Source organism: Kribbella sp. HUAS MG21 (genome assembly GCF_040254265.1).
Taxonomy (GTDB): domain Bacteria; phylum Actinomycetota; class Actinomycetes; order Propionibacteriales; family Kribbellaceae; genus Kribbella.
Map to the genome: position 1 here is coordinate 3,536,376 of NZ_CP158165.1, position 16,890 is coordinate 3,553,265.

Consider the following 16,890-nt stretch of genomic DNA (forward strand, 5'->3'; position numbering starts at 1 on the left):
GTGCGGCGTGAGCCGCGCGAAACAGCAGTAGTCGAAGGGCGGTCCCTACTTGGGGCCGCCCTTCGTCACGTATCGGACCACTCCGACCCAGAGCAGCGCCCAGAACCAACCGGCGAGCAGGTCGGTCAGGTAGTGCCGTTCCAACGTCAACTGGGACCACCCGACCAGCAGCAGCACCACCAGTCCGAGCAGCACAGACAACAGCCGATGGCCGACGATCAGCACCAGAGCGCCGGCCAGAGCCGCCGTGTTCGCCGCATGACCGCTCGGAAAGCTGTACTCCGAGACGTCCGCCGGCGCGCCGACGGGCCGAGGCCGGGCGATCAGCTGCTTGAGCAACGGGTTCACCGCCCACACAACCCCGACCGCGACGACGAGGAACACCGCGTCGTACCAGCGGCGCAGCACGAGCAGCACCGCCAGCGCGACCGCCGCGACAACGGCGAGCACCTCCAGCTCGGTCAGGTCGCTGACCAGCTCGGCCGCGGTCAGACCCCGATCCGGTGCCACGGTCCCCAGATGGCGAAGGACATGCCCCGGCTCGCCTGGATGTTCACGTACAGCGTGTGACCGTCCGGACTGAACGTCGAGCCGGCGAACTCGTCGCCCGAGCGGTCCGCGCCGGTGCTACTGGTCAGCCGGTTCAGCGCGATGTCCCACAGGTGACCGCTGCGCGAGAGCCCGCGCAGGTAGTTGTCCTGGGTGTTGTCCTCGCAGAGCACCAGCGTCCCGCGCTTACTCGTCGTCACGTTGTCCGGGAAGTCCAGCGTGGCCCGGTTCGGTGACTGGTAGATCAGCTGCAGCTTCTCGGCCCGCGTGTGATACGCCCACACCTGACCGAATCCGTTGCCGTAGCCACCGACCGAGTCCGGTCCGGTCTCGGCCGCGCCGCCACCCTGCGTGGAGCAGAAGTACACGACGTTGTCGTCGTACACCTGTCCTTCCAGCCGGGAGAAGTACGCCGCTCCCTGGGCGCGGCCCTGGTCGCCGACGTACACGAGCGCCTGGTCGTTCGTCGTCGGTGCGGTCTGGCCCGGCGTGTACGGGAACGTCGGCGCCGGGTCCTCGATGTCCACCCACGTGACGTCGTACGTCGCCCGGTGCGGCTGTTCGGCGGCGAGGTCCAGGTTCGGACGGCCCGTCACGGCCAGCATCTGCAGGCGCCCGCCGTCCAGCAGCCGCCCGGTCGCGAGCGGGTTGCGCGGCGGGAGATAGCGGAAGAACCCGGACGGGAACGCGAAGTTGTCCTCGGTCAGGTAGAGGATGCCGTCCTTCGGGTCGAACGCGACGGCCTCGTGCGCGAACCGTCCGGCGTGCGTGATCGGCTCGCGGTCGGACTGCCCGCGGGCCGGGACCTCGAAGACGAAACCGTGCGGCTTGGTCAGCGGAACGTTGGACACACCCGTGAAGTCGGGACCCACGTCCGGCCCGTTCACCGTTTCCTCGCAGGTGATCCAGCTGCCCCACGGCATGATCCCGCCGCTGCAGTTCATCATCGTTCCGTTCAGGCTGGTGTGCGCCCGGACCACCTCGCCGTACCGCGTGACCTCGATCGTCGTCGTACCGCCCTGGGCGTTGGCGTCGTACGGCGTCCCCGGCCCGAACGGCGTACCGGGGTTGTTGAGCTCGTGGTTGCGGACGAGGACGACGTTCCCGTTGCTGCGCTGGAACGCGCCCATACCGTCGTGCCGGCCGGGGAGCCTGGTGCCGTCGTCCAGCACGACCGGGAACTCCGTGTCGTGGAAGGACCGGTACGCGAAGCCGTCCGGAAGGTGCAGCCGGACCTTGCCGTCGCGCAGGTCCGGGACCGGCCCCAGCACCGGGGCCCGGTGCGCCGCGGCCTGCTGGGCCACGAATCCCTGGAACGGCCCGGCCGCGAACACGCTGCCCGCGACCGCCGCGCTGCCCTTCAGGAATGTCCGTCGTTCGATGCTCATCCGTCGTCCCCTCCTCGGCACGGGATCCTGCTTCGAAGCTAACGTTCGAGCCTGTCCGTGCACAGATCTCACGCGCAGAGCCGCTAGGATCACGTGCAGCCGCATGCCGGCCGCACAGGGTGACGGGCGTGATCGGAGCGTGACCTACCGGTCACCGTCGCTTGACATCTGGGGGTTACGCAAAACCGTACTCGTGCGTAACCTAGGCCACTGCCCCGTCGTTGGGACGGCAGAACGTCGTCGGTCGGGGACCAGCAGACATCCCGTGAGGAGGACCGGTGGGCGTAGAGGTCCGCGTCGAAGGTCTCACCAAGTCCTTCGGCAGCCAGCTCATCTGGGGTGACGTCTCCCTGACGCTCCCGGCCGGTGAGATCTGCGTGATGCTCGGCCCGTCCGGCACCGGCAAGTCCGTGTTCCTGAAGACGCTGATCGGGCTGATCAAGCCCGACCGGGGCCACGTCTGGATCGAGGGCACCGACATCGCCACCTGCAGCGAGCGCGAGCTGTACGACGTCCGGCGGCTGTTCGGGGTGCTGTTCCAGGACGGCGCCATGTTCGGCTCGATGAACCTCTACGACAACGTCGCCTTCCCACTCCGCGAGCACACCAAGAAGTCCGAGTCCGAGATCCGCTCCATCGTGATGGAGAAGATGGAGATGGTCGGCCTGGTGGGCGCCGAGCGGAAGCTGCCCGGCGAGATCTCCGGTGGTATGCGCAAAAGAGCCGGCCTCGCCCGGGCGCTGGTGCTGGACCCCGAGATTCTGCTCGTCGACGAGCCGGACTCCGGCCTGGACCCGGTCCGTACGTCGTTCCTGAATCAGGTCATGATCGACCTGAACGAGGCGTTCGGCGCGACGTTCCTGATCGTCACCCACGACATCAACACCGCCCGGACCGTGCCGGACAACATCGGCATGCTGTACCACCGGCACCTGGCGATGTTCGGGCCGCGGGAGATGCTGCTGTCCAGCGAGGAGCCGGTGATCCGGCAGTTCCTGAACGCGCAGATGATCGGCCCGATCGGCATGTCCGAGGAGAAGGACGCCGACGAGCTGGCCCGGGAGAGCGGCCAGGAGCTGCCGCCGCTGCCGCCGATCCCGCTGCAGCAGCTACCCAGCAGCGGCATGCTCCGCCCGAACCAGCGCCCACCGGGCGAGTGGTGCCGTGAGCACGGCATCGTCCCGCCACCGGGTTCGTTCGAGTCCAAGGCCGTGGGGGCGCGGTGACCGTTTCTGCGACCGCCCCGCTGAAGCACGCCGGTTCGTTGTTCGCGTTCGCCCTGGACACCGGGCGGGCGACGTTCCGGCGGCCGTTCCAGGTCAAGGAGTTCCTCCAGCAGGCCTGGTTCGTGGCGAGCGTGACGATCATCCCGACCGCGCTGGTCGCGATCCCGTTCGGCGCGGTGATCGCGCTCCAGGTCGGCGGCCTGATCAAGCAGTTCGGCGCGCAGGCGTTCACCGGTTCGGCCGCGGTGCTGGCCGTCGTCCGGGAGGCATCGCCGATCGCGACCGCGCTGCTGATCGCGGGCGCCGGCGGGTCGGCGATCTGCGCGGACCTCGGCTCGCGGAAGATCCGCGAGGAGCTGGACGCGATGATGGTGCTGGGCATCGACCCGATCCAGCGGCTCGTCGTACCGCGGGTGCTCGCGACGATGCTGGTCGCGTTCTTCCTGAACGGGTTCGTCAGCGTGGTCGGCGTGATGGGCGGCTACGTCTTCAACGTCGTCCTGCAGGACGGCACCCCGGGCAGTTACATCGCGAGTTTCACCGCGCTCGCACACCTGCCCGACCTCTGGCAGGGACAGGCGAAGGCCCTCGTCTTCGGGTTCATCGCCGCGGTCGTCGCGGCGTACAAGGGCTGCAACGCGGGCGGCGGCCCGAAGGGCGTCGGCGACGCGGTGAACCAGTCCGTGGTGATCACGTTCATGCTGCTGTTCGTCGCGAACTTCTCGATGACCGCGATCTACTTCCAGCTCGTCCCGCCGAAGGGGGCCTGACGTGTCGGCCCTGATGGACACCCTGGTGAAGAAGCCGCTGAGTTCGCTCGACCGGCTCGGCGAGCAGCTCGCGTTCTACATCAAGGCGCTGGCCTGGTCCGGCAAGTCCGTCACCCGGTACCGCAAGGAGATCTTCCGGCTGCTCGCCGAGGTCACGCTCGGCAGCGGCGCGCTCGCGGTGATCGGCGGCACCGTCGGCGTGATCACGTTCCTGGCCTTCTTCACCGGGACCGAGGTCGGCCTGCAGGGCTACTCGGCGCTCAACCAGATCGGCACGTCGGCCTTCGCCGGTTTCGTGTCGGCGTACATCAACACCCGGGAGATCGGCCCGCTGATCGCCGGCATCGCGCTCGCCGCGACCGTCGGCTGCGGATTCACCGCGCAGCTCGGCGCGATGCGGATCAGCGAGGAGATCGACGCCCTCGAGGTGATGGCGATCCCCTCGCTGCCGTTCCTGGTCACCACCCGGATCATCGCCGGCTTGATCGCGGTGATCCCGTTGTACGTCGTCGGCCTGCTGGCGTCGTACTTCGCGACCCGGCTCACTGTGACCACGTTCTACGGGCAGAGTACGGGCACATACGACCACTACTTCCATCTCTTCCTGCCACCCGGGGACGTGCTCTGGTCGTTCGGCAAGGTGCTGGTGTTCGCGGTCCTGGTGATCCTCGTGCACTGCTACCACGGCTACCACGCGACCGGCGGCCCCGCCGGCGTGGGCGTCGCGGTCGGTCGCGCCGTCCGGACCTCGATCGTCGTGATCAACGTCGTCGACCTGCTGCTGTCGATGGCCATCTGGGGTACCACGACCACCGTGAGGCTGGCGGGGTGACTCCATGACCAGATTGATCTCGCACAAGGTGCTCGGCGTCGCGTTCATCGGCGTACTGGTCTTCCTGCTCTGGCTGACGTACGCGTTCTACGCGAAGGTCTTCACCGAGACCGTGGACGTCGAGCTCAAGACCAGCCACATCGGCCTGCAGCTCAACGAGCACGCCGACGTGAAGCTGCGCGGCATCATCGTCGGCGAGGTCCGCGGGGTCTCCACCGACGGCGACGAGGCGACGGTCCGGCTCGCGCTCAAGCCGGACCAGGTCGACCAGATCTCCAGCGCGGTCAGCGCCCGGATCCTGCCGAAGACGCTGTTCGGCGAGAAGTACGTCGCGCTGGTCCCGCCGAAGGGACCGGAAGGCCGGCACATCAAGGCCGGTGACGTGATCAGCCGGGACAAGACCGCGGTCGGCATCGAGATCGAGAAGGTGCTGAACGACGCGCTGCCGCTGCTCCAGGCCGTCGACCCCGCCGACCTGAACGCCACGCTGAACACCCTGGCCACCGCGCTCGAGGGCCGCGGCACCCAGATCGCCGGCACGCTCACCCAGCTCGACGCGTACCTGAAGAAGCTGAACCCGCACGTCCCGAAGCTGATGGCTTCGCTGGTCAAGCTCACCCAGACCGCGGACCTGTACGGCGACGCGACACCGGACCTGGTCCGCGCCCTGCGCAACCTGACCATCACCGGCAACACGGTGGTCGAGAAGGAGAAGCAGCTGCAGGCGTTCTTCGTCGACGTCCAGCGGCTGTCCACGACCGGCGACACGTTCCTCAAGGCCAACGAGGACCGGGTGATCCGGCTCGGGCAGGTCAGCCGCCCGGTGCTGGACCTGCTGGAGCGGTACTCACCGGAGGTGCCGTGCTTCCTCCAGGTGATGACCGAGACCGCCCCGATCCTGAACGACACGTTCCGCGACGGCCGGCTGAACATCAACCTCGAGCTGATCACCAACCAGCCGACGCCGTACCAGCCGAACGAGAAGCCCGTGTACGCCGACAAGCGCGGCCCAACCTGTGTCGGCCGGAACTACAACCACCCGGGCGCCCACCCGGGCCCGTACAGCCAGCAGAACCCGGCGCCCTATGTCACCGGTGAGGACGGCGTGATCGGCGACCACCACAAGAACCAGCGGTTCCCCGTCGACCTGCAGCTGAACCGGGCGATGCCCGGGTTCGCGATGGACACCCAGGGGGTCGGCACGCCGGCCGAGCAGCGGGTGGTCAACTCCGTCGTCGGGCCGGAGCTGGGCGTGTCCGCGAACGACGTACCGGACCTGACGACGCTGCTGGTCGGTCCCTTGCTCCGCGGCGGGCAGGTGAACCTGAAATGAGCTTCTTCGACCGCAAGACCACGTTCGACACGGTCCGGCTCGGGATCTTCGTGCTGGTGACCACGGTCGCGACCGCGCTGCTCGCGGTGACGATCGGCAACATCAGCTTCAACCCGACGACGAAGTACCGCGCGGTCTTCACCGACGCGGTCGGGCTGAACCAGGGCGACGACATCCGGATCGCCGGCGTCAAGGTCGGCCAGGTCGACAAGATCGAGCTGTACCAGGACACCCTGGCGATGGTGACGTTCAGCGTCGACTCCGACCAGGTGGTCGACACCTCGACACACGCGACGCTGCGGTACCGCAACCTGGTCGGCAACCGGTACGTCGCGCTCACCGACGGCATCGGCGGCGGCGAGCGGCTGAAGAAGAACGGCATCATCCCGAAGGAGCGGACGACACCGGCGCTCGACCTGTCGGTGCTGTTCAACGGGTTCAAGCCGCTGTTCACCGCGCTCACCCCGGCGGACGTGAACCAGTTCGCGTTCGAGGTGATCAAGGTGCTGCAGGGCGAGGGCGGCACGATCGAGTCGCTGCTGGCCAGGACCGCGTCGCTGACCACCACACTGGCCGACGCCGACCAGGTGATCGGCGACCTGATCACGAACCTGACCTCGACGCTGCAGATCGTCTCGCAGCGGCAGCAGAACTTCTCCCAGCTGCTGGTCAACCTGCAGCAGTTCATCACCGGCCTGAGTCAGGACATCACGCCGATCCTCAACTCGCTGACGTCGATCAACTCGCTGAACACCAAGACGGCCGGTCTGCTGCAGCAGACCCGGGTGCCGCTCAAGGCCGACCTGGACCGGCTGCGGACCGTGGCGAGCACGCTCGACGACACCCAGGCGATCTGGGTGAAGACCCTGCAGACCATGCCGGAGAAGCTGAACACGATGACCCGCACGGCGTCGTACGGATCCTGGTTCAACTTCTACCTGTGCAACTTCGACGGCAACGTCACCCTGCCGACCGGCACCCGGATCCCGGTGGCCTACGACAACAACTCGGCGAGGTGCGCGAAGTGAAGCCTTTCCGCGAGCAGAACCAGGTGACGATCGGCGTGGTCGGGCTGACGGTCATCGGCCTGATCATGCTGGCCGCGTTCCGGGCGCAGGACCTGCCGCTGATCGGCGGCGGGACGAAGTACTCCGCGCAGTTCTCCGAGGCCGGCGGCCTGAAGCCGAACGACGAGATCCGGGTCGCCGGCGTCCGGGTCGGCAAGGTCCGCGCGGTCGAGCTCGAGGGCACCCACGTCCGGGTCGACTTCGTGGTCGACAAGGGCGTCAAGCTCGGTGAGCAGACCGGCGCGGAGATGAAGATCAAGACGCTGCTCGGCCAGAAGTACCTGAAGCTGAACCCGGCCGGTCCGGGCGAGCTGAAGCCCGGCGCCGAGATCCCGCTGGCCCGGACGATCTCGGCGTACGACGTGGTGGACGCGTTCACCGACCTTGCGAACACCACCGAGCGGATCGACACCGCGCAGCTCGCCAAGGCCCTCGACACGTTGTCCGCGACCTTCAAGAACACGCCGGAAGAGGTGCAGGCCTCGCTCACCGGCCTGTCGCGGCTCTCGCGGAACGTGGCGAAGCGCGACGAGCAGCTCAAGCTGCTGCTGCAACACTCCAACGTGGTCACCAAGGTCCTTGCCGACCGCAACCAGCAGCTGATCAAGCTGATGAAGGACGGCAACCAGGTCTTCCAGGCCGTGCAGGCCCGGCGGGCGCTGATCCACCAGCTGCTGGTGTCGACGCAGAAGCTGTCCGCGCAGATCACCGCACTCGTCCGGGAGAACCGCAAGGACCTCGCGCCGACCCTGCAGAAGGTCAACGCCGTGCTCGCCGTGCTGCTCAAGAACCAGAACGACCTGGACGCGAGTATCAAGGGCCTGGCGCCGTTCGTCCGGGTCTTCACGAACACGCTGGGCACCGGGCCCTGGTTCGACACCTACGTGCAGAACCTGGTGCCGGTGCCGGAGATCCCGCTGCCGAAGGTGCTGCCCTCCGGGCTGCCGCCGATCCTGGGAGGTGGCGGCTGATGCGGGTGAACGCGGTGTCCCGGCTGATCGCGCTGGCGGTCGTCGTGGTGATCCTCGCGGTCGCCGCCGTGACGCTCTGGCCGCAGCCCGACCGGGTGTCGGCGACGGCGTACTTCCCGCGCGCGGTCTCGGTGTACCCGGGGTCCGACGTGCGGATCCTCGGCATCAAGGTCGGCGAGGTGGAGAGCGTGACGCCGGCCGGCCGGGCGGTCCGGGTGAAGTTCTGGTGGGAGGCGAAGCACAAGGTGCCGGCCGCCGCGAAGGCGGTGATCGCGGCGCCGTCGATCGTCGCGGACCGGTACGTCCAGCTGACCCCGGCGTACTCCAAGGGCGCGGTGATGGCGGACGGCGCGGAGATCCCGCTCGAGCGGACCGCCGTACCGCTGGAGCTCGACCAGATCTACCAGAGCCTCAACGACCTGTCGGTGGCGCTCGGGCCGAAGGGTGCGAACGACCAGGGCGCGCTGGCCCGGCTGCTCGACGTCTCGGCGAAGAACCTGAACGGCCAGGGCAAGAAGCTCAACCAGACCATCACCGACGTCTCGAAGCTGACCAGCACCCTGTCCGGGAACTCGACGGCGCTGTTCAACACCATCAAGCAGCTGCAGACGTTCGTGTCGGCGCTGGCGGCGAACGACCAGCTGGTGCGGCAGTTCAACGCGAACTTCGCCGCGACGTCCACCACGCTCGCCGGTGAGCGCAAGGACCTGGGCGCGGCGCTGTCGCTGCTGGCCACCGCGCTCGGCGAGGTGGCGACGTTCGTGAAGGACAACCGGGCGTTGCTGAAGACCACGATCCACAGCGCCACCGAGCTCTCGCAGATCCTGGTCAAGGAGAAGGCCGCGATCGCCGAGGTGCTCGACACCGCGCCGCTCGGCCTCGGCAACCTGGCGCGGATCTACAACCCGCAGTACGGCACGCTCGACCAGCGGGTGAACCTGGCGCAGCTCGACGACCCGGCGACGTTCGTCTGCTCGCTGTTGCTGCAGGCCGGCCAGTCGAAGTCGACGTGCTCGACGTTGAAGCCAGTCCTGGACGCGCTGGCCAAGCTGCCGCTGCTCACCTCGCTGACTGGTGGCGCGCCGGCCAGCGGCGGCCCGGCCGGTACGCCGTGGGCGCCCGCCCCGAAGCCGCCGCTGAACCGCCCCGACCCCGTCGACCCGACACTCGGGGGGCTGGTCCGATGAGACGCCGTACGTCGATCGTCGCCGGCATCGCGGCGCTGGCGATGCTGCTGACCGGATGCGACTTCAGCGTGTACTCGCTGCCGCTGCCCGGCGGCGCGAAGATCAAGGGGCCGTCGTACACGGTGACCGTCGAGTTCACCGACGTCCTGGACCTGGTGCCGAAGTCGACCGTGAAGGTCGACGACGTCACGGTCGGCACGGTCGAGAAGGTCTGGCTGGAGGGGTACGTCGCCAAGGTCCGGATCCGGCTGCCGAAGAGCCTCGAGCTGCCGGACAACGCGCACGCCACGATCCGCCAGACCAGCCTGCTCGGCGAGAAGTTCGTGTCGCTGTCCCGGCCGGGCCGGTCCGAGCAGCCGCGCGGCAAGCTCGAGGGCGGCGAGGTGATCCCGCTGTCCCGGACGACCAGCAACGTCGAGGTCGAGGAAGTGCTGTCCGCGCTCTCGCTGCTGCTGAACGGCGGCGGCGTGGCCCAGCTGCAGATCATCACCCAGGAGCTGAACAAGGCGCTGACCGGCAACGAGCCGGCGATCCGCAGCGTGCTCACCCAGCTGAACACGTTCGTCGGCACCCTGGACCAGAACAAGGCCAAGATCGTCACCGCGATCAAGGCGGTGGACGCGCTGGCCAAGAAGCTGAACGCGCAGAAGGCGACGCTGGCGACCGCGATCGACTCGCTGCCGAAGTCGATCGCGACCCTGGACAAGCAGCGCGCCGCGCTGGTCAAGACGCTGCAGGCGCTGGCCACGCTCGGCAACACCGCGACCCGGGTGATCACCTCGGCGCAGAAGGACCTGGTCGCCAACCTGCAGTCGCTGTACCCGATCCTGACCAAGCTCGTCGAGGCGGGGGAGAACCTGCCGAAGTCGCTGGAGCTGCTGTTCACCTACCCGTTCCCGGACAACGCCGCCAAGGCCGCGAAGGGTGACTTCACCAACCTCGGGATCACCCTGGACGTGAACACCCAGAAGGCGCTCAAGGGCATCCTCGGGATCGAGCTGCCGACGGTCGGCCCGACCTCGGTGCCGACCAACCGGATCAGCCTTCCGGTGCACCTGCCGACCACTCCGGCGGGCACCCTGCTGCCGTCGCTGCCGGTCCCGACCGGGGCCGCGACGACCTGCATCACGCTGCTCGGCCAGCCGGTCTGCACCCAGCAGCTGCGGCGGTCCGGGTTCGATCCCGACCTCGCGCGGGCACTGATGCCGGGGGCGGTCGGATGATCACCAGAGCGGTCCGCATCCAGTTGATGGTGTTCCTGCTGATCACCGTCGTCGGCGTCGCGTTCGTCGGCGCCCGGTACGCCCAGATCGACGAGCTGTTCGTCGACGACGACTACACCGTCAGCGCCAGCTTCGCCGAGTCCGGCGGGATCTTCTCCGGCGCCGAGGTGACGTACCGCGGCCAGCCGGTCGGCCGGGTCGGCGAGCTCGAGCTGCTCGCCGACGGCGTCCAGGTGAACCTCGACATCGAGAAGAAGTACAAGATCCCCGACGACCTGCTCGCGGTGGTCGCGAACCGGTCCGCGATCGGCGAGCAGTACGTCGACCTGCAGCCGCGCCGCGACGGGGCGCCGTACCTGCGGGACAACTCGCGGATCGAGCGCAAGGACACCGCGATCCCGATCGACACCACCGAGCTGCTGCTGAACCTCGACCAGCTGGTGAACTCGGTCGACAAGAACAGCCTGCGGACCACGGTCCGCGAGCTCGGCGAGGCGCTCCGCGGCAAGGGCGGCGACCTGCAGAGGATCATCGACAGCTCCGGCACGCTGATCGACATCGCGGACGCCAACGTGCTGCAGACGATCAAGCTGATCAACGACGGCGACACCGTGCTGGCCACCCAGGTCGCCAGCGGCGACGCGATCAAGACCTGGGCGAAGAACCTCGCGCTGCTGTCCGACACCCTGGTCAGCTCGGACAAGAACCTGCGCACTGTGATCGACCAGGGCTCGCTGGCCTCGACCCAGGTCACCGGCCTGATCCAGGACAACAGTGCGGACGTCGCGGTGCTGCTCGGTAACCTGCTGACGGTGAACGAACTGACCGCGGTCCGGCTGGACGCCGTCGAGCAGCTGCTGGTGGTGTACCCGGCGGTGTCGATGGGCGGGTACGTCGTACCGGCGAAGGACCCCGGCACCGGGCACTACGACGCGCACTTCGGCCTGGTCCTCGGCTTCGACCCGCCCGCCTGCCGGCCCGGGTACGGCGGCACGGACAAGCGGGTTCCGCAGGACGTCCGGGACACCACGGCGAACACCAAGGCCGGCTGTACGGCGAACCCGTCGAGCGGCGTCAACGTCCGCGGCTCGCAGAACAAGCCGGCCCCGTCCTCGCGGAACCTGAACCGGACCGGCTACGGCGTCGGCTACGACCCGGCCACCGGCGCCGCGGGCGGGACCGGCGGCATGCCGGACCTGGTGCTCGGCTCGACGGGCGGACAGCAGGAGCTGCTCGGCAGTGACTCCTGGAAAGCACTCATCCTCGGACCGGTGACCGGCAAGTGATTGCGAAAAACGGCCGGCTGGTGCTGGCCTGGGCGCTCAGCGTGCTGCTCGTGGTGGCACTCGCCGGGCTGACGCTGTCGGTGGTCGCCCTGAGCAAGCAGCGCGCCGACGACTCGCAGCGTGACGGCGCGATGAAGGCGGCGCGGCAGCTGGCGCTGGACTTCACGACGTACGACTACCAGACCTGGGACGCGGACTCGCAGCGGGTGCTGGACGAGTCCACCGGGCAGTTCAAGCAGGAGTTCCAGGCCGGGATCGCGGCGGTGAAGACCGACGTGGTGGCGAACAAGGCGACCTCGAAGGGCGACGTCAAAGAGGCCGGCGTGGTCTCGCACGACAAGGACTCCGCCCAGGTGCTGGTGATCGTGAACGCCGTCGTCACGAACACCGCCTCGGCGACCGGCACCGAGCGCCGGTACCGGATCAAGCTGGACCTGGTCCGCGAGCGGGACCGCTGGCTGACCGCCGACCTGCAGGTGGTGGGCTGATGCCGAACCCCCGCAACAACCCCCGCAACCGCCCGCGCGTCGCCGGCCAGCGCCGTACGCCGCGACCGGACAACCCGGAGGCCGTCGAGACCGAGGTCAGCACCGCCGTCGAGACCGAGGCCAGCACCGTCGAGGCCCCGGACACGGCCGAAGCCGCCCCGCAGGTCGCCGCCGAGCACGTTGACAACGATGTGACCCCGGCCACAGTCGCGGCCCCGGAGGAGCCCGCCGAGGCCGCTCCGGCGCCCGCAACGTCGACGGAGAGTGAGCAGCCGCGGCGCGGTCTCGGGACCGCGCTGACCGCGGCGCTCGGGCTGGTCGTCGTACTGACGCTGACCGTGGCCGCGGTGCTCGGGGTCAAGGCGTGGCACGGCAAGCAGGCCGAGGACGCCCGGGACCAGGCGGCCGCCGCCGGCCGGAAGGCGGCCGAGACGGCGCTCAGCTACGACTACCGTGACCTGGACAAGAGCTTCGCCGCGGCGCGGGCGACGATGACCCCGGACTTCGCCGCGAAGTTCGACGAGACCGCCAAGGTGGCCGGCGAGCTGGCCACCAAGACCAAGGCCACGGTGAAGGCCGACGTCCGCGAGGTCGGGATCCGCGACGGCGACGCTGACCGGGTCACGCTGATCATCTTCGTCAACCAGACGACCACCAGCACGATCACGAAGGGTAGTCCCCGGGTGGACCTGAACCGGACCCGGTTCACGATGGTCCGAAACGACGGCCGATGGCTGGTCCAGGAGATCGCCGGACTGTAACCTCTAGGTGACTCCGCACCGGAGGGGCGCCGGAGGTCTCGTGGGTGATCTGCCCGCTGGAGACTCCGGGTCGGTCCTTGACGGAGAGGGTGGTCCGACGGCAAACTGTTGGACCCCATTGGACAGGCTTGCCTGGATCGGGTAACCTATTGCTTTGCGCTGCCTTTTCCCTCGCCCTCGTTCGAGTCCCGACTTGACTGGGGCGGCTTGGCGTGCGCTCCCAGCACCGAAGTGATTTTTTGCGAGCCCGTGGAAGGACGCCCCTTGGTCGCCTCGCGCAACCCCCAGTCCGACAGCATTTCCAACGTCTCCGGCCCCCGCCGCATTTCCTTCGCGAAGATCTCCGAACCGCTCCAGGTTCCGGATCTGCTTGCGCTGCAGGTGGACAGTTTCGACTGGCTGGTCGGTAACGAAACGTGGCAGGCCCGGGTGGCCGCCGCCGAGGCCGAGGGGCGGTCGGACCTGTCCGGCCCCAGCGGCCTGGAAGAGATTTTCGAGGAGATCTCCCCGATCGAGGACTTCAGCGGCACCATGTCGCTGTCGTTCCGCGACCACCGCTTCGAGCCGCCGAAGAACACGGTCGACGAGTGCAAGGAGCGCGACGTCACGTACTCCGCGCCGCTGTTCGTCACGGCCGAGTTCATGAACAACGAGACCGGCGAGATCAAGAGCCAGACCGTGTTCATGGGCGACTTCCCGCTGATGACGCGCAAGGGCACGTTCGTGATCAACGGCACCGAGCGGGTCGTCGTCTCGCAGCTCGTCCGGTCGCCCGGTGTGTACTTCGAGCGCACCCCGGACAAGACCTCCGACAAGGACATCTTCACCGCCAAGATCATCCCGTCGCGCGGCGCGTGGCTGGAGTTCGAGGTGGACAAGCGCGACATGGTCGGCGTCCGCCTCGACCGCAAGCGCAAGCAGAACGTCACCGTGCTGCTGAAGGCGCTCGGCTGGACCGACGCGCAGATCCTCGAGGAGTTCGGCGACTACGAGTCGATCCGCCTCACCCTGGAGAAGGACCACACCTCCGGGCAGGACGACGCGCTGCTGGACATCTACCGCAAGCTGCGTCCGGGTGAGCCGCCGACCCGCGAGGCCGCGCAGGCGCTGCTGGAGAACTACTACTTCAACGGCAAGCGCTACGACCTGGCCAAGGTCGGCCGCTACAAGATCAACAAGAAGCTCGGCCGCGACGAGGCGCACGACCAGGCGGTGCTGACCGTCGACGACATCGTCGCCACGATCAAGTACCTGGTCGCGCTGCACGAGGGCAAGACCGAGCTGCCGGCCCCGCGCGGCGAGATCGTGGTCGAAGAGGACGACATCGACCACTTCGGCAACCGCCGGCTGCGCACCGTCGGCGAGCTGATCCAGAACCAGCTCCGCACCGGCCTGGCCCGGATGGAGCGGGTGGTCCGGGAGCGGATGACGACCCAGGACGTCGAGGCGATCACGCCGCAGACCCTGATCAACATCCGCCCGGTGGTGGCGGCGCTGAAGGAGTTCTTCGGCACCTCCCAGCTGTCCCAGTTCATGGACCAGACCAACCCGGTCGCGGGCCTCACCCACAAGCGCCGGCTGAACGCGCTCGGCCCCGGTGGTCTGAGCCGTGAGCGGGCCGGCTTCGAGGTCCGTGACGTGCACCCGTCGCACTACGGCCGGATGTGCCCGATCGAGACCCCGGAAGGCCCGAACATCGGCCTGATCGGCTCGCTCGCGTCCTACGGCCGGGTGAACGCGTTCGGCTTCGTCGAGACGCCGTACCGCAAGGTCATCGACGGCCAGGTCACCGACCAGGTCGACTACCTGACCGCCGACGAGGAGGACCGCTTCGTCATCGCGCAGGCGAACGCCGCGCTGACCGAGGGCAACCGGTTCGCCGAGGAGCGCGTGCTGGTCCGCCGCCGGCACGGCGAGGTCGAGCTGGTGCCGGTCGAGGACGTGGACTACATGGACGTCTCGCCGCGCCAGATGGTGTCGGTGGCGACCGCGCTGATCCCGTTCCTCGAGCACGACGACGCGAACCGCGCGCTGATGGGTTCGAACATGCAGCGCCAGGCGGTGCCGCTGATCACCTCGGACGCCCCGCTGGTCGGTACCGGCATGGAGTTCCGCGGTGCGGTGGACGCCGGCGACGTGGTCGTGGCCGACAAGGCCGGTGTGGTCAAGGAGGTCTCGGCCGACCTGATCGAGGTCGCCGCCGACGACGGCACGTACCAGACCTACCGGATGGCGAAGTTCCGCCGCTCGAACCAGGGCACCTGCATCAACCAGCGCCCGCTGGTCGACGCCGGCGCGCGGGTCGAGGTCGGGACGCCGCTGGCCGACGGCCCGTGCACCGACGAGGGCGAGATGGCCCTCGGCCGGAACATGCTGGTCGCCTTCATGACGTGGGAGGGCTACAACTACGAGGACGCGATCATCCTCAGCCAGCGCGTCGTGCAGCAGGACCTGCTGACCTCGATCCACATCGAGGAGCACGAGGTCGACGCCCGCGACACCAAGCTGGGCCCGGAGGAGATCACCCGGGACATCCCGAACGTCTCCGACGAGATGCTGTCCGACCTGGACGAGCGCGGCATCATCCGGATCGGCGCCGAGGTCACCACCGGCGACATCCTGGTCGGCAAGGTCACCCCGAAGGGCGAGACCGAGCTGACCCCGGAGGAGCGGCTGCTGCGCGCGATCTTCGGTGAGAAGGCGCGCGAGGTCCGCGACACCTCGCTGAAGGTGCCGCACGGCGAGGAGGGCACCGTCATCGGCGTCCGGGTCTTCGACCGGGACAACGGCGACGAGCTGCCGCCGGGCGTCAACCAGCTGGTCCGGGTGTACGTCGCCCAGAAGCGGAAGATCTCGGTCGGCGACAAGCTGGCCGGCCGGCACGGCAACAAGGGCGTCATCTCGAAGATCCTGCCGGTCGAGGACATGCCGTTCCTCGAGGACGGCACCCACGTCGACGTGATCCTGAACCCGCTGGGCGTGCCCGGCCGGATGAACGTCGGCCAGGTGCTGGAGACCCACCTCGGGTGGATCGCCAGCCGCGGCTGGGAGGTCGACGAGGAGAACCAGGAGGAGTGGGCGCAGCGGCTGATCAAGATCGGCGCCGGTTCGGCCGAGCCGATGACGAACGTCGCCACCCCGGTCTTCGACGGTGCCACCGAGGAGGAGGTCACCGGCCTGCTCGGCTCGACGCTGCCGAACCGCGACGGCGTCCGGATGGTCAACGGCCAGGGCAAGGCCCGGCTGTTCGACGGCCGTTCGGGTGAGCCGTTCCCGGACCCGATCGGTGTCGGCTACATGTACATGCTGAAGCTGCACCACCTGGTCGACGACAAGATCCACGCGCGGTCGACCGGTCCGTACTCGATGATCACCCAGCAGCCGCTGGGCGGTAAGGCCCAGTTCGGTGGCCAGCGGTTCGGCGAGATGGAGGTGTGGGCCCTGGAGGCCTACGGTGCCGCCTTCGCGCTGCAGGAGCTGCTGACCATCAAGTCCGACGACGTCGTCGGGCGGGTCAAGGTGTACGAGGCGATCGTCAAGGGCGAGAACATCCCGGAGCCGGGTATCCCGGAGTCGTTCAAGGTTCTGGTCAAGGAAATGCAGTCCCTCTGCCTCAACGTCGAGGTGCTCTCGTCCGACGGAAGCCGGGTCGAGATGCGCGACAGCGAGGAGGACGTCTTCCGGGCGGCGGAGGAACTGGGCATCGACCTGTCCCGGCGGGAGCCGAACAGCGTCGAGGAGGTCTGAGCGGGTTGCCGCTTGACATCAACAACCGACTCACTCAGACCCTTTGTATTTAGGAGATAACA

The 16,890-nt window shown here is 68.4% G+C and carries 14 protein-coding genes; 12 read left to right on the plus strand and 2 right to left on the minus strand.

Annotated features, from left to right (window positions below; all coding sequences use genetic code 11):
- Positions 1-45 precede the first annotated feature (45 nt).
- A complete protein-coding gene (locus ABN611_RS17320; RefSeq protein WP_350280911.1) occupies positions 46-510 on the minus strand; it encodes a phosphatase PAP2 family protein in 465 nt (154 codons plus the stop codon).
- Positions 489-1,937 carry an alkaline phosphatase PhoX gene (locus ABN611_RS17325; RefSeq protein WP_350280912.1) on the minus strand — a complete coding sequence of 483 codons (1,449 nt, stop codon included), beginning with the start codon at positions 1,935-1,937 and terminating at the stop codon, positions 489-491. Before ABN611_RS17325 ends, ABN611_RS17320 begins: the two co-directional genes overlap by 22 nt.
- Positions 1,938-2,215: 278 nt before the next feature.
- On the opposite strand from ABN611_RS17325, the gene ABN611_RS17330 reads away from it, so the two are divergent.
- From ABN611_RS17330 to rpoB, 12 genes are all read left to right on the plus strand, one after another.
- Positions 2,216-3,163 carry an ABC transporter ATP-binding protein gene (locus tag ABN611_RS17330; protein ID WP_350280913.1) on the plus strand — a complete coding sequence of 316 codons (948 nt, stop codon included), beginning with the start codon at positions 2,216-2,218 and terminating at the stop codon, positions 3,161-3,163.
- Positions 3,160-3,933, plus strand: coding sequence for an ABC transporter permease (locus ABN611_RS17335; RefSeq protein WP_350280914.1), 774 nt, complete (start codon positions 3,160-3,162; stop codon positions 3,931-3,933). The genes ABN611_RS17330 and ABN611_RS17335 overlap by 4 nt, the downstream gene beginning before the upstream one ends.
- A gap of 13 nt (positions 3,934-3,946) precedes the next feature.
- Positions 3,947-4,765, plus strand: a complete 819-nt coding sequence (locus ABN611_RS17340) for an ABC transporter permease (protein WP_350281653.1) — start codon at positions 3,947-3,949, stop codon at positions 4,763-4,765.
- 4 nt (positions 4,766-4,769) lie between these two features.
- A complete protein-coding gene (locus tag ABN611_RS17345; RefSeq protein ID WP_350280915.1) occupies positions 4,770-6,098 on the plus strand; it encodes an MCE family protein in 1,329 nt (442 codons plus the stop codon).
- Positions 6,095-7,126 carry an MlaD family protein gene (locus ABN611_RS17350; protein WP_350280916.1) on the plus strand — a complete coding sequence of 344 codons (1,032 nt, stop codon included), beginning with the start codon at positions 6,095-6,097 and terminating at the stop codon, positions 7,124-7,126. Before ABN611_RS17345 ends, ABN611_RS17350 begins: the two co-directional genes overlap by 4 nt.
- Positions 7,123-8,136, plus strand: coding sequence for an MCE family protein (locus ABN611_RS17355; protein ID WP_350280917.1), 1,014 nt, complete (start codon positions 7,123-7,125; stop codon positions 8,134-8,136). The genes ABN611_RS17350 and ABN611_RS17355 overlap by 4 nt, the downstream gene beginning before the upstream one ends.
- On the plus strand, positions 8,136-9,323 hold the full coding sequence (locus ABN611_RS17360; protein WP_350280918.1) for an MlaD family protein: 1,188 nt from the start codon (positions 8,136-8,138) through the stop codon (positions 9,321-9,323). The genes ABN611_RS17355 and ABN611_RS17360 overlap by 1 nt, the downstream gene beginning before the upstream one ends.
- Complete coding sequence (locus ABN611_RS17365; protein WP_350280919.1) at positions 9,320-10,546, plus strand: MCE family protein; 1,227 nt, start codon at positions 9,320-9,322, stop codon at positions 10,544-10,546. Before ABN611_RS17360 ends, ABN611_RS17365 begins: the two co-directional genes overlap by 4 nt.
- Entirely contained in the window at positions 10,543-11,832 is a 1,290-nt protein-coding gene (locus ABN611_RS17370; protein ID WP_350280920.1) for an MlaD family protein, read from the plus strand. The genes ABN611_RS17365 and ABN611_RS17370 overlap by 4 nt, the downstream gene beginning before the upstream one ends.
- A complete protein-coding gene (locus tag ABN611_RS17375; protein ID WP_350280921.1) occupies positions 11,829-12,320 on the plus strand; it encodes a hypothetical protein in 492 nt (163 codons plus the stop codon). Before ABN611_RS17370 ends, ABN611_RS17375 begins: the two co-directional genes overlap by 4 nt.
- The gene (locus tag ABN611_RS17380) at positions 12,320-13,081 is read left to right on the plus strand and encodes a hypothetical protein (protein ID WP_350280922.1); all 762 of its coding nucleotides are present in this window, start codon (positions 12,320-12,322) and stop codon (positions 13,079-13,081) included. Before ABN611_RS17375 ends, ABN611_RS17380 begins: the two co-directional genes overlap by 1 nt.
- Before the next feature lie 264 nt (positions 13,082-13,345).
- Positions 13,346-16,828 carry a DNA-directed RNA polymerase subunit beta gene (gene rpoB / locus ABN611_RS17385; protein ID WP_350280923.1) on the plus strand — a complete coding sequence of 1,161 codons (3,483 nt, stop codon included), beginning with the start codon at positions 13,346-13,348 and terminating at the stop codon, positions 16,826-16,828.
- Positions 16,829-16,890 lie beyond the last annotated feature (62 nt).